26 protein-coding genes are annotated in these 25,259 nt (G+C 73.8%); 6 read left to right on the forward strand and 20 right to left on the reverse strand.

All coding sequences use genetic code 11. The features are described 5' to 3' along the window. Positions 1–54 precede the first annotated feature (54 nt). From GA0070613_RS03730 to GA0070613_RS03740, 3 genes are all read right to left on the reverse strand, one after another. A complete protein-coding gene (locus GA0070613_RS03730) occupies positions 55–1,266 on the reverse strand; it encodes a sodium:proton exchanger (protein ID WP_089011002.1) in 1,212 nt (403 codons plus the stop codon). After that, positions 1,256–1,483 carry a signal peptidase II gene (locus GA0070613_RS03735; RefSeq protein ID WP_269459030.1) on the reverse strand — a complete coding sequence of 76 codons (228 nt, stop codon included), beginning with the start codon at positions 1,481–1,483 and terminating at the stop codon, positions 1,256–1,258. Before GA0070613_RS03735 ends, GA0070613_RS03730 begins: the two co-directional genes overlap by 11 nt. 221 nt (positions 1,484–1,704) lie before the next feature. Then, complete coding sequence (locus GA0070613_RS03740) at positions 1,705–2,457, reverse strand: CHRD domain-containing protein (RefSeq protein WP_157746267.1); 753 nt, start codon at positions 2,455–2,457, stop codon at positions 1,705–1,707. Positions 2,458–2,782: 325 nt separating this feature from the next. On the opposite strand from GA0070613_RS03740, the gene GA0070613_RS31870 reads away from it, so the two are divergent. Further along, the gene (locus tag GA0070613_RS31870) at positions 2,783–2,959 is read left to right on the forward strand and encodes a hypothetical protein (protein WP_157746268.1); all 177 of its coding nucleotides are present in this window, start codon (positions 2,783–2,785) and stop codon (positions 2,957–2,959) included. 42 nt (positions 2,960–3,001) lie between these two features. Here GA0070613_RS31870 and GA0070613_RS31875 read toward each other — a convergent pair whose 3' ends face one another. From GA0070613_RS31875 to GA0070613_RS03765, 5 genes are all read right to left on the reverse strand, one after another. Further along, complete coding sequence (locus GA0070613_RS31875) at positions 3,002–3,160, reverse strand: hypothetical protein (RefSeq protein ID WP_197699045.1); 159 nt, start codon at positions 3,158–3,160, stop codon at positions 3,002–3,004. A gap of 307 nt (positions 3,161–3,467) precedes the next feature. Then, the gene (locus GA0070613_RS03750) at positions 3,468–4,328 is read right to left on the reverse strand and encodes an SRPBCC family protein (RefSeq protein WP_089011006.1); all 861 of its coding nucleotides are present in this window, start codon (positions 4,326–4,328) and stop codon (positions 3,468–3,470) included. Then, positions 4,321–4,881: a winged helix-turn-helix domain-containing protein gene (locus GA0070613_RS03755; RefSeq protein WP_089011007.1), complete on the reverse strand. Its 561-nt coding sequence runs from the start codon at positions 4,879–4,881 to the stop codon at positions 4,321–4,323. Before GA0070613_RS03755 ends, GA0070613_RS03750 begins: the two co-directional genes overlap by 8 nt. Positions 4,882–4,968: 87 nt before the next feature. Then, positions 4,969–6,312, reverse strand: a complete 1,344-nt coding sequence (locus GA0070613_RS03760; protein ID WP_089011008.1) for a class I SAM-dependent methyltransferase — start codon at positions 6,310–6,312, stop codon at positions 4,969–4,971. Beyond that, positions 6,309–7,706 carry an FAD-binding oxidoreductase gene (locus GA0070613_RS03765; RefSeq protein WP_089011009.1) on the reverse strand — a complete coding sequence of 466 codons (1,398 nt, stop codon included), beginning with the start codon at positions 7,704–7,706 and terminating at the stop codon, positions 6,309–6,311. The genes GA0070613_RS03760 and GA0070613_RS03765 overlap by 4 nt, the downstream gene beginning before the upstream one ends. 93 nt (positions 7,707–7,799) lie before the next feature. Here GA0070613_RS03765 and GA0070613_RS03770 point away from each other — a divergent pair, with 93 nt between their 5' ends. The 3 genes from GA0070613_RS03770 to GA0070613_RS03780 are packed head-to-tail and all read left to right on the forward strand — an operon-like array spanning position 7,800 to position 9,375. Next, entirely contained in the window at positions 7,800–8,270 is a 471-nt protein-coding gene (locus GA0070613_RS03770; protein WP_231929660.1) for an aminoacyl-tRNA deacylase, read from the forward strand. 39 nt (positions 8,271–8,309) lie between these two features. Then, positions 8,310–8,594, forward strand: coding sequence for a DUF427 domain-containing protein (locus GA0070613_RS03775; RefSeq protein WP_089011010.1), 285 nt, complete (start codon positions 8,310–8,312; stop codon positions 8,592–8,594). Positions 8,595–8,652: 58 nt separating this feature from the next. After that, a complete protein-coding gene (locus tag GA0070613_RS03780; RefSeq protein WP_089011011.1) occupies positions 8,653–9,375 on the forward strand; it encodes an RICIN domain-containing protein in 723 nt (240 codons plus the stop codon). 64 nt (positions 9,376–9,439) lie between these two features. On the opposite strand, the gene GA0070613_RS32645 is transcribed toward GA0070613_RS03780, so the two are convergent. Both GA0070613_RS32645 and GA0070613_RS03790 read right to left on the reverse strand, forming a co-directional pair. Further along, positions 9,440–10,525, reverse strand: coding sequence for an FUSC family protein (locus tag GA0070613_RS32645; protein ID WP_172875753.1), 1,086 nt, complete (start codon positions 10,523–10,525; stop codon positions 9,440–9,442). 197 nt (positions 10,526–10,722) lie between these two features. Further along, positions 10,723–12,033 carry an MFS transporter gene (locus tag GA0070613_RS03790; RefSeq protein WP_089015729.1) on the reverse strand — a complete coding sequence of 437 codons (1,311 nt, stop codon included), beginning with the start codon at positions 12,031–12,033 and terminating at the stop codon, positions 10,723–10,725. A gap of 70 nt (positions 12,034–12,103) precedes the next feature. Here GA0070613_RS03790 and GA0070613_RS03795 point away from each other — a divergent pair, with 70 nt between their 5' ends. Next, a complete protein-coding gene (locus GA0070613_RS03795; protein WP_408630971.1) occupies positions 12,104–13,075 on the forward strand; it encodes a GlxA family transcriptional regulator in 972 nt (323 codons plus the stop codon). A gap of 122 nt (positions 13,076–13,197) precedes the next feature. Here the strand turns inward: GA0070613_RS03795 and GA0070613_RS03800 are convergent, their stop codons facing one another. From GA0070613_RS03800 to GA0070613_RS03840, 9 genes are all read right to left on the reverse strand, one after another. Further along, positions 13,198–14,271 (reverse strand): FUSC family protein, encoded by a 1,074-nt coding sequence (locus GA0070613_RS03800; protein WP_089011014.1) that lies wholly within the window; start codon positions 14,269–14,271, stop codon positions 13,198–13,200. Between the two features lie 13 nt (positions 14,272–14,284). Further along, positions 14,285–14,776: a hypothetical protein gene (locus GA0070613_RS03805; RefSeq protein WP_089011015.1), complete on the reverse strand. Its 492-nt coding sequence runs from the start codon at positions 14,774–14,776 to the stop codon at positions 14,285–14,287. 111 nt (positions 14,777–14,887) lie between these two features. Continuing rightward, a complete protein-coding gene (locus GA0070613_RS03810; RefSeq protein WP_089011016.1) occupies positions 14,888–16,840 on the reverse strand; it encodes a VWA domain-containing protein in 1,953 nt (650 codons plus the stop codon). Positions 16,841–16,842: 2 nt separating this feature from the next. Continuing rightward, positions 16,843–18,351: a sigma 54-interacting transcriptional regulator gene (locus GA0070613_RS03815; RefSeq protein WP_089011017.1), complete on the reverse strand. Its 1,509-nt coding sequence runs from the start codon at positions 18,349–18,351 to the stop codon at positions 16,843–16,845. A gap of 5 nt (positions 18,352–18,356) precedes the next feature. Further along, the gene (locus GA0070613_RS03820) at positions 18,357–19,433 is read right to left on the reverse strand and encodes a hypothetical protein (RefSeq protein ID WP_089011018.1); all 1,077 of its coding nucleotides are present in this window, start codon (positions 19,431–19,433) and stop codon (positions 18,357–18,359) included. Positions 19,434–19,505: 72 nt separating this feature from the next. Beyond that, positions 19,506–20,156, reverse strand: coding sequence for a response regulator transcription factor (locus tag GA0070613_RS03825; protein ID WP_089011019.1), 651 nt, complete (start codon positions 20,154–20,156; stop codon positions 19,506–19,508). A 58-nt stretch (positions 20,157–20,214) separates the two neighbouring features. Continuing rightward, on the reverse strand, positions 20,215–21,519 hold the full coding sequence (locus GA0070613_RS03830; RefSeq protein ID WP_089011020.1) for a sensor histidine kinase: 1,305 nt from the start codon (positions 21,517–21,519) through the stop codon (positions 20,215–20,217). A 78-nt stretch (positions 21,520–21,597) separates the two neighbouring features. After that, positions 21,598–22,095 (reverse strand): hemerythrin domain-containing protein, encoded by a 498-nt coding sequence (locus tag GA0070613_RS03835; protein ID WP_089015730.1) that lies wholly within the window; start codon positions 22,093–22,095, stop codon positions 21,598–21,600. Between the two features lie 5 nt (positions 22,096–22,100). Further along, positions 22,101–23,069, reverse strand: a complete 969-nt coding sequence (locus tag GA0070613_RS03840; protein WP_089011021.1) for an aldo/keto reductase — start codon at positions 23,067–23,069, stop codon at positions 22,101–22,103. Positions 23,070–23,188: 119 nt separating this feature from the next. On the opposite strand from GA0070613_RS03840, the gene mgrA reads away from it, so the two are divergent. After that, positions 23,189–24,178: an L-glyceraldehyde 3-phosphate reductase gene (gene mgrA, locus GA0070613_RS03845; protein ID WP_089011022.1), complete on the forward strand. Its 990-nt coding sequence runs from the start codon at positions 23,189–23,191 to the stop codon at positions 24,176–24,178. A gap of 90 nt (positions 24,179–24,268) precedes the next feature. Here mgrA and GA0070613_RS03850 read toward each other — a convergent pair whose 3' ends face one another. Then, positions 24,269–25,207, reverse strand: a complete 939-nt coding sequence (locus tag GA0070613_RS03850) for a lytic polysaccharide monooxygenase auxiliary activity family 9 protein (RefSeq protein ID WP_089011023.1) — start codon at positions 25,205–25,207, stop codon at positions 24,269–24,271. Positions 25,208–25,259 lie beyond the last annotated feature (52 nt).

Here is a 25,259-nt window from a genome sequence, read left to right on the forward strand (position 1 = left end):
TTCATCGGTAGCGACGGCTTCGGGTTGGACAACCAGCCGGCGATCCGATCGGTGTTACAGGGACTTGATCAGCTCGGGGACGTGGCGACGCTGCCGGATGAGCAGCACGACGGCCAGCGCGGTGTAGGCGACAGCGATGACGTAACGGATGTTCGGTGCGGGCAGCACGAACTGGACGGCGAACAGGCCGAACAGCAGGGCGGCTTCACCGCGAGCCAGTCGCAGGTCGGTCAGGACGGCCACGCCGAGCAGCGTCTGGGCGGAGGTGAGCACGAGTTCCGCGGTCTGGCGGGCGTCCAGCGGCAACCCGGCGAACTTTCCGCCGCCGAGGTAGTAGGCGACCGGCAGGCAGGCGATCAGCAGGGTCCACTGGTTGAGTTTCGCGGCCAGCAGTGCGCCCATGCCGTCGTCGGCGCGTCCACGCAGGGCGAACATGATCGCGACGATGACCTCGGGCGCTTCGGAGGCGATCGGGGCCAGCCACTGGACGAGCAGGAACTCGTCAATGCCCAGGTCGGCGCCCGCACCGACGAGGGCGTCGGCGAAGGGTCCGGTGGCGGCCAGGATGATCATCCCGGCGGCGACGAACAGCGCGGCGACCAGGCCACGCCGGCGGGTGGTCGGCTGAACAGCGATGGTGGCTGCCACGCCGGCCAGTTCTTCGTCGGCTTCCTCCTTGCCGCGGATCCGCCACAGGTAGGCGGCGAACAGCCCACCGAGCACCAGCGCGTCGTACCAGGCCAGCCGGCCGGTCAGCGGTATGACCAGGGCGTAGCTGGTGGCGACGGCGAGGAACACGATCTCGGTACGGCGGTGTGCCAGCAAGGTCACGGCGTTGCGTTCGCCGCGGACGCCGCAGCGGCGTACCGCGACGATCGCGAAGACGACCAGCAGCGGCCAGGCCACCCCGATGAGCAGGCGGTTCGCGCCGGTCATGTTCGCCGTGGCGTAGGCGGCGTACGCCGGGTCGTGACCGGCGGTGTAGGCGAAGAAGATGTCCACCGCATACTCGGGCAGGATCGCCACCAACGCCAGGATGGCCAGCGCGAGGCTGCCGGAGATGTCCACCCGCGCGGCCTCCGAGGCCCACATCAGCAGCGCCACCGAGGCGAGCACGGCGGCGCCGAAAACTGCCACCGCCGCCACCGGCGGCAACTCCACCCCGGCCAGCCGCATGATCACTGCCGGGGCGGCGACCGCCACCGCGAGGGCGATACGAGCCCCGGCGCCCCGACCGGTGACGGTGGTCTCGACCTCAGCGCCCATCACGGCCGCCGCCGGTGCCGCCGAGGTGGACCGCGTCGCCGCCCACGGACGGAGCGGCGGTGAGCGGCACGTTGCGCAGGCTCAGCAGTACCGCAACGGCGACGCCCCGGACCGGGGCCCTGTCGGCGCGATTGAACGTCGGCCACCAGTCGAGATGCAGGAAGTCCACGACCTCACCTTGGCCCACCCCTGGGGCGCGGAAGAGCCGGTCGAGCAAATGCCGAACTCTGACCAGGACGGGTCAGTAACCGATCCGCGACGTGACGGTCCAGCGCGCCGAGACGGTCGTCGATAGGGGCACCGGTCGACGGCGGCGACATCGCCGCGATCGCCTGGCTGGTCATCCGGGTTGCCTGTGCAGCGCTGGCGCCACGCATGGCTGAACGCCCGGCCCGTCATGCCGGGTCGGACGTTCAGCCGGTCGGGTGAGCGCGACCGTCAGTCGTCGCTCTTGTCCTTGCCGTGGTCGTCCTTGTCGCCGTGGTCGTCCTTGTCCTTGCCGTGGTCGTCCTTGTCCCGGCCCCAGTCGTCGTCGTCCTTCTTGTCCCGGTCGTCACTCTTGATCTGGCCGCGGATCTCGCCGTTCGGGAACTTCTTGGTGTGCACATTGGCATACGTGACGCCGGCCTCGATCGCATCGACGAGCTCGTCGAACTCACCCGGCTCGATGCCCTGGTCGGCGGGGCCGATCACGTCATCGGGCTTGATGGTCCCTTCGATCGTGGCCGGGGCCTCGGGGCAGGGCTGGACGTCCTTCGACGGGCCACCCTTCATGTCCTTCAGGTTCGAGCACAGGAACACGGCGATGCCGCCGCTCTGGTGCCGCCCCCCAAAGTGGATGTGCGCCTGCTGGACGTCCTTCAGGTCCTCGTAGCTCAGCCGGAACTTGATCTCCTTGTCCCGTTCGTCGATCTTGGCCTCGAACCGGCCGGAGCCGGGCGTCGAGATCGGCTTCGGGTCCTCCTCGAATCCGCTGAGCTTCGCCCGCACCGTCTCCCGGTCCCGCTCGTCGCCCCGGTCTCGCCCGTCCTGGTTGCCTGCGTCCCGCCAGTCGAAAGAGTCGTGCGAGTCGCGGGAGTCGTGCGAGTCGCGTCCGTCGCCCATGGCCGCGCTTCCCACGGCGGTGCCCGCCACCGCCGCGCTGACCGCCACCGCCACCGCCACCGCCAAGAGTCGGGTACGTCCCACCATCACTGCTGCTCCTTCCCTAGATGACGCCTGGGCCCGGATTCACCGACGGCGATGACCATCCGTGGGGCGCGCAGGCGTGAAGGCGCCGTTCACCGCGGAAATGGGAGTTCTCGAGGACTTCGGCACTCGGGCCGAGTCGGCGCCCCCTTTGGTGAAATTTTCCCACGTTATGGCGGGTACGGGTGGCGACTCCCCTGATCTGGCGGTCAGGGATATTTCGGGGCTGGATCGGGTGATATGCGGCTGCTCATGCCGCAAGGAGCGCGCCGGGACGGTAAGGGCGGCCCCGTCCCGGTGCGGAGCGGCGGATGGGAAGGCCCGGTCGATGAACCGTTCCCCCGAGGACGTCGAGCAGCGCGACTGGAGCCGGGCCGTCGCGGCGACGCTGGCCGAGGGCTCGCCGGAGCGGGCCTTCTACGACGCGTTGGCCGAGACGGCGGAGGCGGCCATCCGCTCGGAGATCGACCACGAGCGCCGCTTCCTGGAGCACCGCGACTGGTGAGGCGCCATCGTTCCCGACGGCACCTCCGGCGAGCGGCGGAACTCAGTCCCGGAGAACCGTCGCGAGGCGGCGCATGCCCTCGGCGATCTCCGCGGGGTTGTGCGTAGTGAACGACAGCCGCAGCGTGGTCGAATCCGGGTTCACAGCGAAGAACTGGGCGCCGGGCACGAACGCCACGTCCGCGGCTGACCGCTCCGGCACCACCTCAGCAAGCGAAGATCCACAGTCCTGGCGATAGTGGACAGCCACCCGTGAGCCGGCCCGCCGCCACCCGGCCATGACCCAGACCGGGCGACACCCATAATCACCGGTCAGTACGGATCGGCACGAACCCCGCCGAAACAGCAGTGACAAGGGACCACCATCGGAGTACCAACCTCCCACATGGTGGTGGATCACGCCGCATCCCGGGAAAGGATCAAGGCCGTGACCGGCGTTTCCGCTGTTCACGGCCTTGATCATGCTGTGCGCCCGAAGAGACTCGAACCCCTAACCCTCGGATCCGTAGTCAGCTTGTCGCGCCAGCCGTCGGCATGTCGACGGAGAGCCAGATCGGCTGCCAGTCCGCCATCTCGTGGTAGCGGCGCAGCTCGGCCAGCCCGGCCACCGACCCGGTCCAGGCCGCGTACGGCGGGTTGCCCTCGTCGAAGCCGCTCTGCACGAAGGTGAGCTTGGTCTTCCCGGCGGACTCGGCCAGCTCCCAGGTGCTGATCCCGGTCGGTCCCCAGTCGACGGAGAGCTTCCGGCCCGGCTCCAGGTCGACCACCTTGGCGGCGTACCCGGACTCGAAGCCGCCCATGGCGTACCGGCCGCCGACCCAGGGCTCGATGCCGATCGGGTAGCCGAACCAGGCGCTTGCCTGCTCCGAGTCGGTCAGCGACTGCCACACCCGGTCCATCGGCGCGGCGATCGTCAGCTCGCCGCGCAGGTCGGCGGAGGTGAAGTCGGTGCGGGGCAGCAGCGGCCGGCCCTCCAGGTGGGCGGCCAGGTTGGCGATGCCCAGGGCCCAGAAGGTCTGCAGGACCCCGCGGATGCTGCTGCCGCTCATCGCCTCGGCGAAGTCGAAGTGGCTCTGCCGCAGGGTGAGGACGGTGGCCTCGCCCTCCGGGGTCAGCTCGAACTCGGTGGTGGTCTCCACCCCGTCGAGCGGCCAGGCGAAGCGCAGCATGTGCTCGTCGGCGTGGAGCAGCCGCTGGTGCGGCGCGTCGCCCTCGGGGGTGAAGCGGCCCCAGAACGAGTACCGCTCGGGCAGCTCGACCTCGGCGTGCTCGGCCAGCCAGACGCGCAGCTCGGCCGGGTCGGTCAGGGCGTGGCGGACGGTCTCGGCCGGAGCGGCGAGGCGGGCCCGCACGGTCAGCAGGTCACTCATGGTTGTCGCCTTTCGGGTAGCAGGCCACGGCGAGCTTGAAGGCGTCCCCCTCGGCGCCCCCGTAGCGCGTGAACAGGTCCCGCAGCGTCGACTGCAGGTCGTGCAGGAACTCCTGGCGCCGCTCGGCCGGCACCCGGATCTCGCCGGAGACACCGATCGACGGCAGCTCGGGCGCGGTGCGGTCGAGGGCCGCGACGTCGGCCTGAACCTCCTCCATGAGGTCGAGCAGGTAGCCCAGGCTCAGCTCGTCACGGGCCCGGCGCAGCCCGCCGATCCGCCCGACCAGCCGCGGCGACAGCCAGTACGACCGGGCCACAGCCTGGTAGATGCCCTCACTGATGCCGCGCACCTTGCGGGTCGACACCTGCTCGACCAGGCCGGCGGCGACGAGCTGCTTGACGTGGTAGTAGACCCGCTGCGGGGTCTGCTCGAGGCGGGCGGCGATCTCGGTGCAGGTGCCGGGCTCGGCGAGCTGCCGCAGCACCTCGACACGCTGCGGTTTGAGCAGGGCCTCGGCCTGCTCGATCTGCTCCAGGTACAGGACGTCTCTCATGGCAAAATCAGCTTGTACGTACAAAACTTCTTTGTCAATAGGAACGACGAGAGGGACGGCCGCGCGGCCGTCCCTCTCGTCAGATCGTCAGGGCGTCCAGTCGGGGCGCAGCGGGTAACCGTTCACGCCGTCCGGGCCGTTGTGGGTGGCCAGCACCTGGTGCAGCTGGATGCCGTTGCGCTCGAAGCCCAGCCGCGAGCCGGCCATGTAGAGCCCCCACACCCGGGCGGTGCCCGGCCCCACCTCGTCGACGCAGAAGTCCCAGTGCTCGACCAGGTTGCGGCACCAGCCGGCCAGGGTCAGCGCGTAGTGCTGCCGCAGGTTCTCCTCGTGGTGCACCTCCAGCCCGGCGTCGTGGATCTCGCTGATCAGCCGGCCCGGCCCGGCCAGCTCGCCGTCCGGGAAGACGTACCGGTCGATGAACGCGCCGGAGCGGTGCGGGGCCCGGTTGTCCGCTCGGGTGATGCAGTGGTTGAGCAGCCGCCCGCCCGGCTTCAGCCGGTTGCGCAGCGCCCCGAAGTACGCCGGGTAGTTGCGTACCCCGATGTGCTCGGTCAGCCCGATCGAGGAGATCGCGTCGAACTGCTCGCGCGGCGCGTCCCGGTAGTCCAGGTGCCGCACCTCGGCCAGCTCGCCCAGCCCCTCCCGCTCGATCGCCGCCTGCGCCCACTGGGCCTGCGCCTTCGACAGGGTCACCCCGAGCGCCTTGACGCCGTACTCCCGGGCGGCGTGCCGGACCATGCCGCCCCAGCCGCAGCCGACGTCGAGCAGCCGCATCCCCGGCCTCAGCGCCAGCTTGTTCGCGACCAGGTCGTACTTGGCCTGCTGGGCCTGCTCGAGGGTGTCGTCGGGGCTGTGGAAGACCGCGCAGGTGTACGTCATCGACGGGCCGAGCACCTTCTCGTAGAAGGCGTTCGACACGTCGTAGTGGTGGGAGATCGCGGTGCTGTCCCGGGTGCGGGAGTGCCGCAGCCCGTTCATCACCCGCTTCCAGCGCGGCAACGCCTCCTGCGGCGGGGGCGGCGGCGGCATCAGCCGCTCCCAGCCGAGGCCCCGGACCAGGGCCAGCGCCTCCGCCACCGGCGGCAACCGCAGCGGCATCTCGTCCTTGAGCACCCGCAGCGCCTCGTACGGGTCACCCGGGTGGACGCCGTCCAGCCCCAGGTCGCCGCTGACGTACGCCCGGGCCATGCCCAGGTCGCCGGGGGCGGTCAGCAGGTACGACAGGCCCCGCTCGGAACGGATGGACAGGGTGATCCCGGCGTCGGCCGGGCCGATGGCGCTGCCGTCGTAGCCGGTGACCCGGACCGGCAGCGCGCCGGTGGTCACCGCGCGGACCACCTCCGCCACGGTCGGTCCCGTGTGCCGGCCTCCCGCCGGCGGGCTGGACGGGGCGTTCGCCGCCCCCTGTTCACGGTCGATCAGGCTCATTGCCTTGCTACCGCCTTTTCGTAGAGTCCGGTGAGCCGGTGGTCCGGGTCGTATCGGTCCTTCACCGCGCGCCAGGTCTCCCCGCCGTAGAGCCGGTCGAACGCCGCGCGGTCGTAGTACGCGTCGGAGTAGAGCGACTTGTGTCCGCCCGCCTCCGACACCGCGCGCTCGATCGCCCGGTTGACGTCGCCGTCGGCGGCGCCCTCGGCGATCGGCACGCTTCCCCAGAAGCCGATGTTTACATAGGTTTCGCCCGATTGGAGGGGATACAGCGGCCAGGCCCGGGCGGATCCCGGACCGGCCGGTTCACGCAGCCGCAGCGGGCAGAGCCAGACCGGGTTCATCCCGACTTGCCGGGCGAACCAGCGCAGGAAGTCGGCGGTGCCGTCGAGCGGGATCTCGACGTCCTGCACCACCCGCTCCCGGGCCGGCCGGCCGCGCCAGCGGTCGACCCGGGCGGCCACCTGGTGGCGGTGCTCCAACCGGACCAGCCGGTGGTAGAAGTCGCTGCGCCGGTACCGGGCCGGCCAGAGCCGGCGGACCACCGGGTGCTGTACCCCGAACGCCGCCGAGCACCAGAACCAGTCGGTGTCCCAGCGCCAGAGGTAGTCGTACGTGGTGAGGGTGTCCCGGGTGCGCCGGCGCAGCGAGCGGTAGTAGATGTCCTGGCCGGTGTAGTCGCTGGGCGGCTCCGCGTCGTCGCTGAACGTCCCGAGCACCAGGTACGCCTCGCCGGGGCTGAACATCACCCCGTCCATCGCGTCGACCGGCTCACCGGCCCACTCGCCCTTGGCCACCACGTCACGGATCGCGTCGGTCAGCTCCTCCAGCCGGTTGAACCGGATGTTGCGCAACGCCACGTACCGGCGGACCGGTTGCAGCTCGATGCGCAGCCGGGTGGCGTAGCCGAGGCTGCCCAGCGAGTTGGGGAAGGCCCGGAACAGGTCGGCGTGCTCGCCCTCGGGCCGGACGGTGAGGATCTCGCCCGCCCCGGTGAGCACGTCCATCTCCCGCACCGACTCGTGCGGCAGCCCGTTGCGGAAGGAGGTGGACTCGATGCCCAGCCCGGTCACCGCGCCGCCCAGGGTGATCGTGCGCAACTGCGGCACGACCAGCGGCATCAGCCCGTGCGGCAGGGTCGCGTCGACCAGGTCCTCGTAGGTGCACATGCCCTGCACGTCGGCCGTGCGGGCGGCCGGATCGACGGCGAGCACGCCGTTCAGGCCGCTGACGTCCAGCCCCGGGGTCCGCGGTGCGGATCGGGGCCGGAACAGGTTGGAGGTGCGTTTGGCCAGCCGTACCGGCTCGCCGGGTGGCACCGCGGCGTACGACCGCCGCAGCGTGTCCACCGCCTGATCATGGTCAACCGGATGATCCACACGCTCCGAGCGCATGTGATCACACTACGCCTCACCCGCCAGTTCGGTGGGATGTCCACGGTGGCCATTTCGCGTCCGGCACCGGGCCGCCGGGTTACCGTGGCGGGCATGTCGTCCCCCGCGCTCGCCGCCCTCGACGCCGCCGGCCTGCCGTACCGGGTGATCCGGCACGGACCGGTCCGCAGCCTCGCCGAGGCCGCCGCCGCCCGCGGCGTCGCGGTCCCCGACGTGGTCAAGACGATCGTGGTACGCCGGGGCGAGGACGACCACCTCTTCGTGCTCACCCCCGGCGACCGGGTCGTCTCCTGGCCCAAGCTGCGCGCCCTGCTCGGGGTGAGCCGGCTGTCCATGCCGGACGCCCAGGCCGCCCGGGCCGCCACCGGCTACGAACGGGGCACCATCACCCCGTTCGGCTCGACCACCGCCTGGCCGGTCGTCGCCGACGAGCGGCTGCGCGGCCGGGAGATCACCCTCGGCGCGGGCGAGCCCGGGGTGGCCGTCGCGGTGGACGCAGACGCCGCCGTCACGGCGCTGGCGGCCACGGTCGCCGACGTCACCGATCCCGAGCCCGCCCGCTGACCGCTGGCCGCCGCCGCGGGGCCGGCATAGCGTGGGGTCATGCCGAAAGCCGTCTGGAACGACCTGATCGTCGCCGAGAGTGACGACACCGTGGTGGTCGAGGGCAACCACTACTTCCCCCGCGCGGCGCTGCGCGTCGAGCTGATCCGCGACTCCGCCACGCACACCGTCTGCCCGTGGAAGGGCACCGCTTCGTACTACACGCTCGAACACGACGGGGAGACCAGCGCCGACGCGGTCTGGTACTACCCGGACCCCAAGCCGGACGCGGAGATGGTGCGCGACCGGGTGGCCTTCTGGAAGGACGTCCGGGTCGTCGACTGAGTCACCCCGACACCGGGGCGACTGGCCAGCGGCGGTCGCCGTGGGTCAGGATGCCCCCATGTCCGACCCGCACACCGACCCGCCCGGCACCGTGTACGGCGCCCGCCGCGCGGCCCGCCCCGGCCTGCCGCGGGACCCGCTGATGCGGATCGCGCTGGGGGTGGCGCTGGTGGGCGTACTGCTCGGGGCGTTCTTCGCCACCGGCGTGCTCGGCGGCGGCGACGACGAGCCGGTGCTGCCCGCGGCGGCCGCGCCCACCCGGCCGGCCGACGGGCCGACCGAGGCGGCGCCGACCACCGAGGCCGCGCCGACCACCCCGCCCGCGCCGTCGCCCACCCCCGCGCCCACCACCCCGCCGGCACCGGCCGCCGGGCCGAAGGTGTTCCGGGCCGCCGCCTCCGGCCTCTGTGTCGGCGTGAGCGACGAGGACCCCGAGGGCGCGCATGCGGAGCTGGCCGGGTGTACCGGCGGCCCGGAGCAGCAGTGGGTGGCGACGGCGGTCGCCGCCGACGTGTTCAGCCTGACCAACGCGGCCAGCGGCAAGTGCCTGGACGTCTACGGGCAGGGCACCGACGACGGCACGGACGTGGTGCAGTGGTCCTGCAACGGCCAGCCCAACCAGCAGTGGCGGCTCACCCCGGCCGGCGCCGGTCCGGTGCTGCTGGTCGCCGTGCACAGCGGCAAGTGCGCCCAGGTGCACGACGCCGGCACCGAGGCTGGTGACCAGCTCGAACAGGCCGCCTGCACCGGGGCGCCCGAGCAGCAGTGGACGGTGGGCTGACCAGGGCCACTGCGGCCACGCCGGGAAGCCGCCGGGACCGACGTGCCCCGCCGTCGCGGCCCGCTCAGTCGGCCGTGGTCGCCGAGCGCAGCCGGTCCAGCGCTCCCGTGGCGTCGTGCAGGTGCACGTCGAACCCCGCCCGCTCCAGGCCGGAGCGGGGCCCCACGGCGGGACGCGCCGGTCCTCGCGGCCCGACCCCGTCGGCCGTCACCTCGCCCACCGCCGGAAGGTGCCGCCCAGCCAGCTCGTCCAGTCCGGCGGCCAGGCCGAGGAGCTGATCAGGCAACCGGTCGGGGGCATTCTCCTCACCCGTCCTGATCCGCTCCCGCACGTTCTCGCACAGCAGGAGGGCGGCGGCGACCAGGACATCAATGTCGCTGAGCCGATCGTCGACCTGACGCACCCGGGCGGCGCGCCGGTGCCCGCGTACCGTCCGCGCGGTCACCCGCCGGGCCGTCAGGCGCGCCCGGGCCAGCCCACCGAGCCGGGCGTGGGCGTCCCGGGCCCGGTCGCAGGCCGTCGCCGCCAGGTGCGACGAGTTGCGGCCGAGCGCCTCGGCGGCGGTACGCAGGGCGTCGGCGGTGGCGTGCAGAATCTCCCGCACCGGCGCCGCGACCAGCTTCAGCGGATCGGGACTGAACAGCACCTGGCTGCCGAGCAGGCCGAGCGCGCCGCCCACCGCGGCGTCCAACAGATGTCCCAGCGATCTCCCCGCCGGGGCGAGGGTCAGCACGAACAGCACGGCGGCACCGGACTGGATGTACGCCAGCGGTCGGGCATCGATGATCGCGGCCGCCACCATCGCCAGGGCGACCGCCAGCACGGTCTGCCACGGCCCGGTCCCTATGCCGACGAGCCGGAACAGCTCCCCCACCGCGACCCCGGCCAGCACGCCGGCGAGCAGGTCGACGGCCTGACGGCCGCGCCCGCCCACGCCGGCCGCCAGGCACACCACCGCCGCGGATGCGGCGAAGACCGGGGCCTGGTGCCCGAATATCGACCCGGCGATCCACCAGGCGGCGCCGGCGGTGACCGAGCACTGGGCGATCACCGGCACCGCCTGGCGTAGCCGGTGCCGCAGGGGCCCGGGGCTGGCGGCGTCGAGCGCCGAACGCAGGGTCGGCGTGAGCCGGTCCGGACGCCGGATCACCCGGATCGGCGGTTGGTCGGCGAGCCACCTTCCGCCGGCTCACCCACCGGGGACGGCCCGAGCCCGGCGGCACCGACCCCGGGGCGCCGGAGGTCGGTCCGCCGGCACGGCTCCGCGGTCTCCATACCGTCAAGGTAGCCACGCCAGCCGGCGCAGAGGGCGGGAACAGGTTCGGCGTCGGCCCGAACCGCCGCCGCTCAGCCCCGGTAGCTCCAGGCGCGGGGCCCGGCCGGCACGGCGGCCGGGATCGGCGGCACCGGGACGGCGACCGGCCCCCGCCGGCGCAACAGCAGCGAGAGCCCGGCCGCGCCGATCGACAGCGCGCCGGCCACGTACCAGGCCAGGGCGTAGTCGCCGAGCCGGTCGCGGACCAGTCCGGCGCCGGTGGCGGCGATCGCCGCGCCGACCTGGTGGGCGGCGAAGACCCAGCCGAAGACCACCGCGCCGGAGGCGCCGAAGTATTCCCGGCACAGCGCCACCGTGGGCGGCACGGTGGCCACCCAGTCCAGGCCGTAGAAGACGATGAAGACCAGCATGCTCGGCTCGGCGGTGCCGGCGAAGAGGGCGGGCAGCATCAGCAGCGACGCGCCGCGCAGCGCGTAGTAGATGCCGAGCAGCAGCCGGCTGTCCATCCGGTCGGTGAGCCAGCCGGAGGCCACCGTGCCGACGATGTCGAAGAGCCCGACCAGGGCGAGCAGCCCGGCGGCGGTCGTCTCCGGCATGCCGTGGTCGTGCGCGGCCGGCACGAAATGCGTGCCGACCAGGCCGTTGGTGGTCGCGCCGCAGATGGCGAAGCCGCCGGCGAGCAGCCAGAACGGCCGGGTCCGGGCGGCCTGGGCCAGCGCGCCGACCGCCCGGGCCGCCGCGCCGCCGGCCGGCGGCGTCGGGGGCGCCACCTCGGTCGCGCCGTAGGCCGGCAGCCCGAGGTCCGCCGGGTGCTCGCGCAGCAGCCAGACCACCAGCGGTACGACCGCCAGGGCGGCCCCGGCGACGACGAGCGCCGCCACCCGCCACCCGTGGTCGCGGACCAGCACGGCGACCAGCGGCAGGAAGACCAGTTGCCCGGCGGCCCCGCCCGCGGTCAGCACCCCCGTCACCAGGCCCCGCCGGTGGACGAACCAGCGCCCGGTCACGGTCGCCACGAAGGCCAGCGCCATCGACCCGGTACCCAGCCCGACGAGGACGCCCCAGCAGAGGATCAGCTGCCAGCTCGCGGTCATGAAGACGGTCAGCCCGCTGCCGAGGGCCACCAGCACCAGCGCGCCGGCCACCACCCGGCGGATGCCGAAGCGGTCCATCAGCGCGGCGGCGAAGGGCGCGGTCAGCCCGTACAGCATGAGGTTGACCGAGACGGCGGCGGAGATGGTCGCCAGCGGCCAGCGGAATTCGGCGTGCAGCGGGTGCAGCAGCACCCCGGGCGTGGCGCGGAAGCCGGCCGCGCCGACCAGCGCCACGAAGGCGACGGCGGCGACGGACCAGGCCGGGTGGAGACGGCGGTATCGGGTCACGGTACGAGTCTCGGCAACCTCGGCCGGAACGACGAGTGGCCGGAAAGCCATCATGCGCAATAATCGGGCCATGACCCTCGCCCCGCACCGGATCGCGGTGCTCGCCGTCGACCAGGTGGTCGGCCTCGACCTCGGCACCCCGTCCCAGGTCTTCGGCACCGCCCGCACCGGCGACCTGGCGCAGCTCTACACCGTCGACACCTGCACCCCGGGCGGTCGGCCGGTCCGCAGCACCGCCGGCTTCCAGGTCCTCCCCGACCACGGGCTGGAACTGGTCGAGACCGCCGACACGGTGGTCGTCCCGGGCATCCACGGCGGTCCCCCAATGACCGACGGCACGCTCGACCCGGACGTCGCGGCGGCACTCCAGGCGGCCCACCAGCGGGGCGCCCGGATCATGTCGATCTGCACCGGAGCCTTCGTGCTGGCCGCCGCCGGGCTCCTCGACGGCCGTCGGGCCACCACCCACTGGGCGTACGCCAGCCTGTTCCGCCGGCTGCACCCGGACGTCGACCTGGACCCGGAGGTGCTCTTCATCGACGACGGGGTGCTCACCTCGGCCGGGGTGGCCGCCGGCATCGACCTCTGCCTGCACGTCATCCGCACCGACCACGGCAGCGAGGTGGCCAACCGGGCGGCGCGGCGCTGCGTGATGCCGCCGTGGCGGGACGGCGGCCAGGCCCAGTACATCGAGCGGCCGGTCCCCCGGGCGGTGGTGACGGGCACCGCGGCGACCCGGGAATGGGCCCGGCAACGGCTGCACGAGCCGGTCGCGCTGCGCGACCTGGCCGCGCACGCCCGGATGAGCGTACGCACCTTCACCCGGCACTTCCGCTCGGAGACCGGGCTGAGCCCGGCGCAGTGGCTGCTCCAGCAGCGCACCGAGCACGCCCGGCTGCTGCTGGAGACCACCGACCTGACGGTCGACCAGGTGGCCCGCCACGCCGGCTTCGGCACCACCGCCGCCCTGCGCCAGCACTTCCACCACCGCCTCGGCGTCGCCCCCGCCACCTACCGCCGCACCTTCCGCCACACCTCCTGACCCCCACTCCCCACTCCCCGCTCTCGCGATCTTGCAGTTGGGGCCCCTCCGATGGCCTGTTTGCGGCTTTTGCCGAGGCACCAACTGCAAGATCGGCAGGGGGGTGGGGCGGGGGTCAGGGGTCAGGGGGTGGGGGGTGGGGGGTGGAGGTGGTGGAGGGCGGTGCGGGCGGCGTGGAGGTGGACCTCGGTGGTCGGGGGGTACTGGGTGGGGGGCGTGGGGGTGGCGGATCGTCGGTGGTGGTCGGGAGGGGCGGTCATCGCGGGCGCCATGGCCGGTAGCGGCAGGGCGGCCAGCTCGGCCACCCCGTCGGCCAGCTCGGTCAGCCGGGCCGGCAGTGGATCGGTCGCCGGCGACGCGGCCCGGGCCAGTCGGGTCTGCACGTCGTCGCAGAGCAGCAGGACGGCGGCGACCAGCACGTCGACGTCGTCGAGCGGACGGTCGGCCCGCCGCAGCCGGGCCAACCGCCGCCGGCCTCGTACGGTGCGACCGGTGACCCGCCGGGCCGCGGCGCGGGCCCCGGCCAGCTCCCCGAGCCGGGCGTGCGCGTCCCGGGCGTGTTCGCAGCCGACCCGCGCCTGCGCCACCGAGCCCCCGCGCAGCGCCTCGGCCGCGGTACGCAGGGCGTCCGCCGTGTCCCGCAGGATCTCCCGGACGGGTGCCTCGACCAGCTTCACCGGGTCCGGGCTGAACAGCACCTGGCTGCCGAGGAGCCCGACCAGACCGCCCACGGCGGCGTCCACCAGGTAGTCCAACGGGGAACTCGACGCCCCCACCGCCACCACGATCAGCACGGCGGCGCCGGCCTGGATGTAGGTCAACGGCCGGGGGTCGACGAGCGCGGCGATCGACATGGCCAGCGCGATCGCCGGCGCGATCAACCAGAACTCGTTGCCGGTGTGCAGCGCGCTCACGCCCTCCCCGACCAGGACACCGGCCAGCACCCCGACGAACAGGTCGACGGCCTGCCGCCCCCGGCCGCCCATCCCGCCCGTCAGGCAGATCAGCGCGGCGGTGGCGGCGAAGATCGGCGTCCCGTGGCCGAAGAGCGACTGGGAGATCCACCACGCGACGCCGGCCATCAGCGCGCACTGGACGATCAGCGGCGCGGCCACCCGGATCCGGTGCCGCAGCCGGCCGGGTCCGGTGGTGTCGAACGCCGATCGGCGGACCGACACCCAGCGGGAGGGCTTCACCAGCCCCGGCGGCTCACGACCCGGCCACGGGTGCGCGGGCTGGGCCGTCCCGCAGCACCCGGAGCTGGGCCAGGTGCATCGGCAGGTGGACGCGGGTGTGCAGGTCGAGGGTGCGTCCCCAGGGCAGGTGTTGGTCGACGATCAGGTCGAAGCCCTCGCGCAGGTGGGTCTCGACCGGGGTGTCGGCGGCCGGGCCGAGCCGCTCGACCAGCACGCAGAGCTTCTGGCTGGTGGCCCGGAGCAGGCTGCCCACCCCGTCCAGCCCGCCGCACTCGGAGACCAGCGCGTCGAGCTGCGGGCGGTGGATCGTCTCCAGGTCGTAGTAGGCGAACGGCGACCCGGCGAGCACCGCCTCGGTCGCCTCGCTCAGCAGCTCGTCGTTGGCGGCCAGATGCGCCACGATCTGCTCCGCGCTCAGCTCGCCCTCGGCGGGCGCCCCGAACCCGCCCGCGTCCACCTCCTCGAGCACCTCGTCATAGACCCGCCGCAACCCCCCGCTCTCCATCCCCGCAGTCAACCCCGCCCCCACCCGCCGATCAGGGAGTTATGGCGTCCATTTCACCCGGATGAGGGGATTCGTCCACGACCACCACTCCATGATCGACGGGGGGAGGGGTCAGGGGCGGCCGTGGCGGGCGCGGAGGTAGTCGCTGACGACGTACTCGCCCAGGTCGTCCAGGTCCGGGGTGAACATGCGACCCTTGGAGCGGCGGGCCACGGCGTCGACGAAGCGGCGCAGGCCCGGGTCGTCGCCGAGCATGAACAGGTTGAGCGTGGCGCCGTAGCGGGTGAGCTTGTCCACCTCGCGGATGGTCGCCTCGATCGTCTCCGGCAGCGGCGGCCAGTGGAAGTACGCCTCGCCGTCCTCCGGGTCGAGGTGGGCGGTGGGTTCGCCGTCGGTGACCACCAGGACCACCGGCTCGGCGCCCGGGTGCCGGCGGAGGTGCCGGCCGGCCAGCCGGAGCGCGTGCTGGAGGTTGGTGCCCTGCTCCATGTCCGGTTCCACCGCCGCCAGCTCCTGCTGGGTCAGCGGCAGCGCCTCCCGGCCGAAGCCGACGATCTGCAACGCGTCCTGCGGGAACCGGGTCGCCACCAGGTGCGACAGCGCGAGGGCCGTCTGCTTCATCGGCCCCCAGCGCCCCTGCGAGATCATCGAGTACGACAGGTCCACGCAGAGCGCCACCGCCGCCGACGCCCGGCGCTCGGTCTCCACCACCTCGAAGTCGGAGACGTCGAGCTGCACCGGGACCGTGGGACCGGCCCGGCGTACCGCGCGGGTGAGGGTGCGCACCACGTCGAGGGGCTGCTCGTCGCCGTACTCCCACTGCCGGGACGCCCCGCTGACCTCGCCCGCGGCGCCCGCCGAACGGAGGTCGTGCTGGCCGCGCGGCCCGGCGGTCAGGTCGGCGAAGACCCGGCGCAGCGCGGTGCCGGCGAGCCGACGCAGCGCCTTCGGGCTCAGGGTCAGCCCGTCCGCGTCCCGGCTCACCCAGCCCTGCCGGCGCAGCTCCCGTTCCAGCTCCCGCAGCCGGCGTACGTCGTCGGCGGCGTCCCGGCCCAGCGTCCGGGCCACCGCGTCGACGTCCACGTCGTCCAGGGTGGCGCCCGCGTGCTCCTGATCGAGCTGATCCAGCAGCTCGTCCAGCTCGGCGATCTCGCCGAGCGCCCCGGTCGCCTCGCCGTAGCCGAGCGGCTGGTCACCGCGGACCCGCTCGCCGCGCTGCCAGCTCAGGTCCGGCCGCAGCGCCCGCAGGTGGGCGTCGAGCGCGGACAGCTCGCCGGCCAGCTGCTCGCCGAGCGACTGGCGCATCAGGCCGGCCAGCTCCTCCCGCTGCCGGTCGGACAGCGACCGCATCAGCCGCTCCCCGGCCGCCGCCCGGCGGGCCAGCACGTCGACCAACTCGTCGACGTCCTTCGGCTGCTCCGGAAAGAACTCGCCGTGCCGGCGCATGAACTCGGCGAACGCGTCGGTGGTGTCCTCGGCGCGGGCGTGCCGGGCCAGCAGGTCGTTGAGGTCCCGCATCATCTCGGCGAGCTGCCGCTGGGCGGCCGGGTCGGCGGCGGCCCGCGCCGCGTCCCGCAGCCCGGCGAAGCGCTGCTCCAGCACCTCGCCGCGGAGCCCGTCGAGGATCCGCTGGTACGTCTGCCGGGCCTCGTCGCTGGCCCACTGGTAGCCGGACAGCTCCTCCACCGCCCGGGCCGTCGAGCGGGGCAGGTTGTCCAGCACCGCCTCGGCGAAGCGGGCGTCGTCGCCGTCGCGGCCGCGCAGCTCGTCCCGCTCGGCGGCGAGCGCCTGGTCGAGCAGGGCCCGGGCCCGGGTCACCGCCCCGTCCAGGTCGCCCCGGCGCAGCGCGTCGCGGCGCAGCCGCCGGGCCCGGGCGGCCAGCTCGTCCAGGCCGCCCCGCCCCTGCGGGCCCCGTCGCAGCAGGTCGCGCAGCGCCTCCCGGAGGCTGCCGCCGTTCAGCACCTCGGCGCCGACCGCGTCCACCGCGGCGCGCACGTCGTACGGCGGGGCGAGCGGGTCGGGCCCGCCGCGCCACTGGCCGTACCGGAACCGGTTGCCGGCCATGGTCAGCCCCGGCCGCCGTAGACGGTGCGACCCGACTCGGTGACGTCCTTGCCGAGCCGGCGGGTCAGGTGCAGCCCCTCCAGGACGAACTCGACCCCGGCGGCGGCCTCCTCCGGGGTGGGCGCGTCACCCAGCCCGAGCCGGTCGAGGACCTTGGCCAGCCCGTCCACCGGACCGACCTGGCGCAGCAGCTCGGCCGAGGAGACCAGCTCCCCGGTCTCGATCACAGTGCCCTCGGCGACCAGCCCGGTGAACCCGGACAGGTCCAGCCCGGCGAGCCGGGCCCGGAACGTCTCGGCGGTGGCGGTGCGCAGCAGGTGGGCCAGCACCTCGATCTCCCGGCCCTCCTCGCCGCTCTCGAACTCCACCTTGCCACGCAGGGTGGAGGTGACGGAGACGGCGTCACCGACCCGGGCGACGGGCGCCTCGGCGCGTACCCCCTCGGCAGCGGGAGCTGCGGCGAGCAGGCCGGCGCGGCGCAGCGCGGCGGCGGCGACCGTCTCGGCGGCGGCGATGGCGAACCGGGCGGAGACGCCGGAGCGCGGATCCACCGACGGCGACTCGCGGACCGCGCGGGCGAACCGGGCCAGCACCTCCAGCACGTGCTCCGGCACCTCGGCGACCAGGCCGGCCTCCTGCCGGATCAGCGCCAGCTCCAGCTCCAGGTCGACGGGGTAGTGGGTGCGGACCTCCGCGCCGAAGCGGTCCTTGAGCGGAGTGATGATCCGGCCCCGGTTGGTGTAGTCCTCCGGGTTGGCGCTGGCCACCAGGAGCAGGTCCAGCGGCAGCCGCAGCTGGTAGCCGCGGACCTGGATGTCCCGCTCCTCCAGCACGTTCAGCAGCGCCACCTGGATGCGTTCGGCCAGGTCGGGCAGCTCGTTGACGGCGAAGATACCGCGGTTGGTGCGCGGCACCAGTCCGAAGTGGATGGTCTCCGGGTCGCCGAGGGTGCGCCCCTGGGCGATCCGGATCGGGTCCACGTCGCCGATCAGGTCGCCGACGCTGGTGTCCGGGGTAGCCAGCTTCTCGCCGTACCGCATCGAGCGGTGCAGCCAGCCGATCGGCAGGTCGTCACCGGCCTCGGCGACCAGCGCGCGGGAGGCCGGGGTGAGCGGGTGCAGCGGGTGCTCGTTGAGCACCGAGCCGGGGATGACCGGGGTCCACTCGTCGAGCAGCGCGCCGAGCGAGCGGATCAGCCGGGTCTTGCCCTGGCCGCGCTCGCCGAGCAGCACCATGTCGTGGCCGGCGAGCAGGGCCCGCTCGACCTCCGGCAACACCGTGTCCTCGTAGCCGACGATGCCGGGGAAGCGGTCCTCGCCGGCGCGCATCCGGGCGAGAAGGTTGTCGCGGATCTCCTGCTTGACCGTGCGGTAGTGATGGCCGGACGCCCGCAGTTCGCCGAGCGTGCCGGGCAGGTCGGCGGGCGGGACCGGGGAAACCTGGTTGGGCGCAGTCACCCGGCCAACGCTAGCGCGGTCGGTCACCCGGCCGCCCGCTTCGGACCAGATCATCCCAGTCATCCGCGGCCGCAGCGGCGGCAGACTCCCCGCCGGCGCAGGTGGTAGGCCAGCGCCGCCGCGCCGAGGGCGACCCCCCACAGCGGCCAGAACAGCATCGGCAGGGTGGTCAGGCTGAGGCCGCCCGCCATGGCCCAGAACCGCGGGTTGCTGACCAGCCCGAGGGAGGCGGCGGTGACCGAGACGGCGACCAGCCCCGCCGGGACGACGGCGAGCCCGATCGGCACCCGCCGACCAGCCAGGCCGATCATCCAACGCGGGAAGCGCTCCCCCCAGGGCCGGACCAGGCCGAGGGTGAGCACCGCGCCGACGGTGGCGAAGGCGCCCAGGCCGGCGCCGGCCCAGACCAGGCCGGTCTCCTGCATTTCGGCCAGGAAGTCCCGGGAGATCCCGAGCGGGATCCCGGCCGCCCAGGCGAACCGGACGGCCGCGTAGGTCACCGGGATCACGGCCGCGACCCCGGCCGCCCACCGACCCCACCGGGTCGCCGACGCCGCCGTGGTCCAGCCGCGCGGGTCGTCGCCGCGCCCACAGGCCAGGCAGGCTCCCGTGGTACGCCGCTGCCCGGCCAGCAGCGCCCCGGCCAGCAGGATCCCGCCGACCAGTGCCGCGCATCGGGCGAAGAGCGCCCAGGTGAAGATGTCGGCGTAGTCGACCGGGGGCCAGCCGAACGGGGCGCCGAGGATCAGCATCGGCGCGTAGCCGAGCACGATCAGCACCCGGGCGTCGGGCACCACGACGGCGAGGGCGAAGGCGAGCGCCCAGCCGTAGCCGAGCGGCAGGGCGCGGGGCAGGCCGCGTACCGTGCCGGCGCCGGTCATCACCAGGGCGGCGACCGCCCCGGCCAGCAGCAGCCCGGCGAACAGTGGGGCACCGACCGCGACCGGCACGAACCGCAGCAGGTTCACCCCGCCGCCGTGCGGGTCGTTGGCGCCGAACGGGTAGCCGGTGCCGGTGAGGGTGGCCACCAGGGCCAGTGCGCCCCAGCCACCCAGCCAGGCGGCGGCGAGCGGCGGGGCCAGGTCGAGTCGGAGCCGGCCGGCCCGCCGGGGTGGGGAATCGGTGGTCGTCGTCATGGCTCCAGCCTCGGCCGCGACGGGCCGCCGCCCCTCCCCAGCGGTGTGGAACCCGCTCCCCCACTGAGGGGATCAGCCGGTAGGGACGACGAAGCCCGACTCGTACGCGGCGATGACCGCCTGGGTGCGGTCCCGGACGCCGAGCTTGGTCAGCACGTTGCCGACGTGCGTCTTCACCGTCTCGGTCCCGACCACCAGGTGCGCGGCGATCTCGGTGTTGGACAGGCCGGTGGCCATCAGCCGGAGCACCTCCGCCTCCCGCTCGGTGAGCCGGGCCGCCCGCAGCCCGTCCCCGCCCCGCCCGCCGTACGCGCCGGCGAGCTGCCGGATCGCCGCCGGGAAGAGCAGCGACTCCCCGTTGGCGACCACCCGGACCGCCTCGACCACCTCGGCGGGACGGGCCCGCTTGAGCAGGAAGCCACTGGCCCCGGCGCGCAGCGCGTCGTAGACGTACTGGTCGTTGGCGAAGGTGGTGATCACCAGGATCCGGGGCGGGTCGGCCGAGGTGGCGAGCAGTTGCCGGGTGGCCTGGATGCCGTCGATTGCCGGCATCCGGACGTCCATCAGCACCACCCGGGGGCGCAGCTTCGCCACCAGGGGCGGCACCTCGGCGCCGTCGGCGGCCTCCCCGACCACCCGCAGGTCCGGCTGGGCGTCGATGATCGCCCGCAGCCCGACCCGGATCAGCTCGTCGTCGTCGACGATCAGCACGTCGATGGTCACCCCGCGCCCCCTTCCCGGCCGCACCGCGCCCCCCGCCCGGCCCCGGCGGGACCGCCCGTCACCGCGTCCCGCTCCGGGGCACCGGCAGGTGTACCTCCACCCGCCAGCGCCCGTCGTCCGGGCCGGCGGTCAGCCGCCCGCCGAGCAGCAGCACCCGCTCCCGCATGCCGTCCAGGCCGCGTCCGCCCCGCCCCGGTCCGGTCGTGCCGTGCAGGCCGTTGACCAGCTCGATCTCCAGACTCCGACAACTCCAGCTCGGCGCGTCTGACGCCGCGCCGGGACCTGGAGCCGTTGCCGGGCGCACGTCGACCCGCAGCGTCACCGGGCCGCGGCCGTGCCGGGCCGCGTTGGTCAGCCCCTCCTGGACGATCCGGTACCCCTCCCGGGAGACCGCCGACGGCAACTCCCCGACCGCCCCGGTGACCCGCGACTCCACCGCCAGGCCGGCGGCCCGGGTGTCGGCGACCAGCCGGTCCAGCTGGCTCAGGGTGCGCTGTGGCGCGGTGCCGGCCGGTGCCCGTGCCCCCGTCTCACTCTCCCGGAGCAGCCCGAGCACGTGGTCCAGGTCGTCCATGGCGTGCCGGCTGGTCTCCTCGATCGCGCGCAGCGCCCGGCGGGCGAACTCCGGGTCGGCGTCGAGCAACTGCCGGGCGGCGCCGGCCTGGAGCGTCGCCACGGTCAGCGCGTGCCCGACGGAGTCGTGCAGCTCTCGGGCCAGGCGGTTCCGCTCGGCGAGCCGGGTGGCCCGGGCCTCCAGGGCGGCGAGCCGCTCCCCGTGGGACGGGCCGAGCAGCACCGGCGCCATCGACGCGGCGAGCGCGCCCAGCCCGGCCACGGCGTACCCCAGCCCGACCAGCAGCACCACCCCGGTCAGGGTCAGCCAGCCCGGGTGCCGCCCGGTCAGCGGGCCGACCGCGTCGCCCTCCGCCTGCCCGGTGTCGATGCCGAACTGCTGGGCGATGAAGACCAGCGCCATCGGGAAGGCGCTGATCGCCGCGAACAGCACCAGACCCCCGGTGACCAGGTGCAGGGCGATCCAGAGCGCGGAGCGCAGCCGGGTCTCCCGGTCGATCGGGTGGCCCGCCGCCGGTTCCGGCAGGTCGACCTCGAGCAACGCCCGGGCGGCGGCGATCTCCAGCGCCCGGCTCCCGCTCAGGAAGACCGGCACGGCCGCGATGACCGCGGCCACCAGCAGCAGCCCGATGGCCAGCGGCCGGGGTACGTCGTCGTTGGTCAGCAACTGGGCGAAGGCCGCCGCGAGTAGCGCGTACGGCAGCGCGAGCACCCCGCCCAGCAGCAGGAACACGGCGCGCCGCCAGGTGCTCCGGTGCACCAGCGGCCCCAACAGCCCGCGGATCGTCACGCGGCCATTCTCCCGCCGAGCGACGCCTGGTCGACTCCCCCACGTCGGGGAGATCGCCGCCCCCGGGTCGGGGAACGGTCAACGGTGCTCGTCGACGTACTTCCCCGGGTCCTTGTCCTGGAAGCGCAGGTTCCGGCCGTTCTTGTGCTCGCCGTAGAACTTCAGCCAGCGCGACCCCAGCTCCGCCCGCAGCTCGGCGCCGGCGTGCCGGCGGAAGTCGGGCAGCGCCTCGTCCTCCTCCTCGGCCAGGTGCTCGCTGTTCTCCCGGCGGGCCGTCCACACCGCCGCCCACCACTGGTCGGAGCCGACCGGATGCTTCTTGGCCTCGGCGATCGCGTCCCGGATCTTGTTGTGGTCGCCGACCGCGTCCTCGGTCTCGTCCTCGCCGTCGTCGCCGTGCTTCACCAGGTGCGGGTAGAGGATCGCCTCCTCCGCCTCGGCGTGGATGTCCAGGTGCAGCGCGAGCGCGTCCCAGATCGCCAGCAGCTCGGCGTCGTCCCGGGCGTCGTCGAGCCGGGCGAAGCCGCGCCGGAAGGCGGCGTGGTCGTCGAGGATGAGGGCGGTGATGTCGTCCATGATGGTCACCTTCCGGTACGGGCGCGGACCAGCTTGGGCACCGCGGCGAGCCCGGTGATCGGGCGGAACTGTCGGGCCTCGGTGGACAGGGCGGCGTATTCGTCGTCGGTCAGGTCGATCTCGGCGGCGGCCGCGTTGCGTTCCATCTGCTCCACGCTGGATGCGCCGGGGATGGCCACCACGTTGGGGTGGCGCAGCACATGGGCCAGGGCGATCTGGCTGGGGGTGGCGTCGTGCGCGTCGGCCACCTCGCGCAGCGTGGCGATCAGCGCGGTGCCGCGGTCCAGGTTCTCCGGCAGGAAGTACGGGTTGGCCCGGCGCACCGCCCCGCTCGGCGGGTTCTTCGCGTCGTACCGGCCGGAGAGGAAGCCCTGCGCCAGCGGGCTGTACGCGATGACGACCCGACCCGCCTGCTCCGCGTACGGGATCAGGTCCTCCTCCGGGCCGCGGTCGACCATGCTGTAGCGGACCTGGTTGCTCAGCACCCGGCGGCCCAGCGCGGCCTCGGCGAACCGCCAGCGGCGCAGATGGTAGTTGCTGACCCCTACCTCGCCGACCAGCCCGACGTCCTGGAGGACGCGCATGCCGCGCATGGTGGTGGTGTCGGCGACCACCGGGTTGGGCTGGTGCACCTGGTAGAGGTCGATGCTGCTGACCCCGAGCCGGGCGGCGGAGGCCACCGCGCGCTGCTGGACCACCGGGGCGATCGGCAGCACCGGGAAGATCTTGCTGGCCACCACGACCTTGGCTCGGTCGTCGCCGAGCGCCGCGCCGAGGATCCGCTCGCTGCGGCCGAAGCCGTACAGCTCGGCGGTGTCGAAGAGGGTGACCCCGAGCTCGAGCGCCCGCCGCACGATGTCCGCCGCCCGGCGCTCGTAGTCCGGGCCGTAACCCCACTCCTTCGACCCGAACTGCCAGGTGCCCAGGCCGATCTTGGAGATGGGCTTGGGGGTGTCGAGCTGGACGAAGCGCATGGCCTCGAAGCTACCCGGCAGGGCGGATCGGCACGCCCGTTCCGACGCCCGCGCCCTCCGCACTTCCGCCGCGACCTCTGGCCGCGGAGCCGCCCGGGGGCGGGGCTAGGGTCTTCGGAGTGACCTACCTTGCCGCCGATGAGCGCTACGACACCATGACCTACCGGCGCAGCGGACGCAGTGGGCTCCCGCTGCCCGCCATCTCGCTGGGGCTGTGGCACAACTTCGGGCCGGACCGCCCGTTCGAGCGGCAGCGGGACATCATCCGCCGCGCCTTCGACCTCGGGATCACCCACTTCGACCTGGCCAACAACTACGGCCCGCCGCCCGGCTCAGCGGAGGAGAACTTCGGCCGGCTGCTCGCCACCGACCTCAAGCCGTACCGGGACGAGCTGGTCGTCTCCAGCAAGGCCGGCTATCTGATGTGGCCGGGCCCGTACGGCGAGTGGGGTTCGCGCAAGTACCTGATCTCCTCGCTGGACCAGTCGCTGCGCCGGATGGGGCTGGACTACGTCGACGTCTTCTACTCCCACCGGTTCGACCCGGACACTCCCCTGGAGGAGACGATGGGCGCGCTCGACGCGATCGTCCGCTCCGGCAAGGCGCTCTACGTCGGCGTCTCGAACCACAACTCCGAGCAGACCGCCCGGGCCGCCGCCATCCTGCGGGACCTGGGTACGCCGCTGCTGATCAACCAGCCGTCGTACTCGATGCTCAACCGCTGGATCGAGGACGACGGCCTGCTCGACACGCTGGAGAACGTGGGCGCCGGCTGCATCGCGTACAGCCCGCTCGCGCAGGGCCTGCTCACCGACCGCTACCTCGGCGGCATCCCCGCGGACTCCCGGGTACGCACCAGCGTGTTCCTCAACGAGAGCGACCTCAGCCCGGAGAAGATGGCCACGATCCGGGCGCTCGGCGCGATCGCCGAGCGGCGCGGCCAGTCGCTGGCCCAGTTGGCGCTGGCCTGGGCGCTGCGCGACCCACGGATGACCAGCCTGATCATCGGCGCGAGCAGCGTGGCACAGCTCGAGGGGAACGTGGCCGCGCTGGACAACCTCGACTTCACCACCGAGGAGCTGGCCGAGATCGACCATCACCTGGGCTGACCCGCGTTGTCGGACCGCGCCGTCAACGTCCGTCGCCGGACGGCCGCGACGGTGCGGTCCGGCGCACCTTCCCTCGGGGACTGAGCCGGCTCACCAGATCCGGCGGCGGCCGGCACGGTGGTTGCGTACCTCGCAGGTGCGGCCGACCGGCACGCTGCCGGCCCGGCGCAGCCGCATCCCGACGGTGGCCGCCAACAGCACGGTGACCACCGCGGCGGCCCCGGCCACCAGCGGCCAGCGGACGCCGCCGAGGTCGGTCACCGAGGCCACCGGCACCCCGGCCTCCGCCGGGACGCCGGCCGCGCCGCCCGGCGCGGCGGCCGGTGCGAGGGCACCCGGGGTGGCCCGCTCGATGGTGGCGGCCGGACTGGCCGACGGGCCGCCGCGGGCGCCGGACGCGGTGCCGGAGGACGACCGGAAGACCACGTCGGAGCAGGAGTAGTACGTGTCCTGGGTGTCGGAGTTCTGCCAGATGATGTAGATCAGGTGCCGGCCGCTGCGCCCCGACGGCAGCCGCCCCGGCATCTGGTACGCGCCGGCGCGGATCGGCGGGTCGGTGACCGTCAGGAACGGCCGGGTCTCCAGGTCGGCCCAGGTCAGCCGCCGGCTCGGGTCGTAGGAGGCGGTGGTGGCGTAGAGCCGGAACGTGCCCTTGTGCGGGATCGTGGTCCGGTACTTGAAGGTGTACCGGCCACCGGCGGTCAGCGTCGTCGCCGGCCAGTCGGTGCGGGCCAGGTCCAGCCCCCGGTACGCGGACAGCCCGCCGCTGCACAGCTCGCCGTCGGGGATCCGCTCCCGGTCCCGGCCGTCGATCCGGGCGACCCGGATGTTGTCCCACTCCCGTACCGCCGCACCGGCCGCGATCGCCGCGCGGCAGGCTGTCGTCGCCGCGTGGCCGCCCTCCGGGCCGCAGGCCGCCGCCCGGCTGAGCGGGTCGGTCGGTGCACCGTGCGCGGCGGCGGGCGCGGCGGCGAGCAGCAGGGTCGCGGCGACGACCGCGACGGCGGCGAGCATTCGGCGTACGGCCATGTGATCGACCTCCCGGGCAGAGGTACGGGCGGGGAGCGGCAAAGGTTCGACG

Origin of the sequence: Micromonospora inositola, assembly GCF_900090285.1 — a bacterium.
GTDB classification, from domain to species: Bacteria; Actinomycetota; Actinomycetes; order Mycobacteriales; family Micromonosporaceae; genus Micromonospora; species Micromonospora inositola.

What these genes read in the sequence shown, in the direction of transcription:
- GA0070613_RS03730 (WP_089011002.1), bottom strand. Translation starts at nt 1,266, where the DNA reads ATGGGCGCTGAGGTCGAGACCACCGTCACCGGTCGGGGCGCCGGGGCT.
- GA0070613_RS03740 (WP_157746267.1), bottom strand. Translation starts at nt 2,457, where the DNA reads ATGGTGGGACGTACCCGACTCTTGGCGGTGGCGGTGGCGGTGGCGGTC.
- GA0070613_RS31870 (WP_157746268.1), top strand. Translation starts at nt 2,783, where the DNA reads ATGAACCGTTCCCCCGAGGACGTCGAGCAGCGCGACTGGAGCCGGGCC.
- GA0070613_RS03750 (WP_089011006.1), bottom strand. Translation starts at nt 4,328, where the DNA reads ATGAGTGACCTGCTGACCGTGCGGGCCCGCCTCGCCGCTCCGGCCGAG.
- GA0070613_RS03755 (WP_089011007.1), bottom strand. Translation starts at nt 4,881, where the DNA reads ATGAGAGACGTCCTGTACCTGGAGCAGATCGAGCAGGCCGAGGCCCTG.
- GA0070613_RS03760 (WP_089011008.1), bottom strand. Translation starts at nt 6,312, where the DNA reads ATGAGCCTGATCGACCGTGAACAGGGGGCGGCGAACGCCCCGTCCAGC.
- GA0070613_RS03765 (WP_089011009.1), bottom strand. Translation starts at nt 7,706, where the DNA reads ATGCGCTCGGAGCGTGTGGATCATCCGGTTGACCATGATCAGGCGGTG.
- GA0070613_RS03770 (WP_231929660.1), top strand. Translation starts at nt 7,800, where the DNA reads ATGTCGTCCCCCGCGCTCGCCGCCCTCGACGCCGCCGGCCTGCCGTAC.
- GA0070613_RS03775 (WP_089011010.1), top strand. Translation starts at nt 8,310, where the DNA reads ATGCCGAAAGCCGTCTGGAACGACCTGATCGTCGCCGAGAGTGACGAC.
- GA0070613_RS03780 (WP_089011011.1), top strand. Translation starts at nt 8,653, where the DNA reads ATGTCCGACCCGCACACCGACCCGCCCGGCACCGTGTACGGCGCCCGC.
- GA0070613_RS03795 (WP_408630971.1), top strand. Translation starts at nt 12,104, where the DNA reads ATGACCCTCGCCCCGCACCGGATCGCGGTGCTCGCCGTCGACCAGGTG.
- GA0070613_RS03805 (WP_089011015.1), bottom strand. Translation starts at nt 14,776, where the DNA reads ATGGAGAGCGGGGGGTTGCGGCGGGTCTATGACGAGGTGCTCGAGGAG.
- GA0070613_RS03810 (WP_089011016.1), bottom strand. Translation starts at nt 16,840, where the DNA reads ATGGCCGGCAACCGGTTCCGGTACGGCCAGTGGCGCGGCGGGCCCGAC.
- GA0070613_RS03815 (WP_089011017.1), bottom strand. Translation starts at nt 18,351, where the DNA reads ATGATCTGGTCCGAAGCGGGCGGCCGGGTGACCGACCGCGCTAGCGTT.
- GA0070613_RS03820 (WP_089011018.1), bottom strand. Translation starts at nt 19,433, where the DNA reads ATGACGACGACCACCGATTCCCCACCCCGGCGGGCCGGCCGGCTCCGA.
- GA0070613_RS03835 (WP_089015730.1), bottom strand. Translation starts at nt 22,095, where the DNA reads ATGGACGACATCACCGCCCTCATCCTCGACGACCACGCCGCCTTCCGG.
- GA0070613_RS03840 (WP_089011021.1), bottom strand. Translation starts at nt 23,069, where the DNA reads ATGCGCTTCGTCCAGCTCGACACCCCCAAGCCCATCTCCAAGATCGGC.
- GA0070613_RS03850 (WP_089011023.1), bottom strand. Translation starts at nt 25,207, where the DNA reads ATGGCCGTACGCCGAATGCTCGCCGCCGTCGCGGTCGTCGCCGCGACC.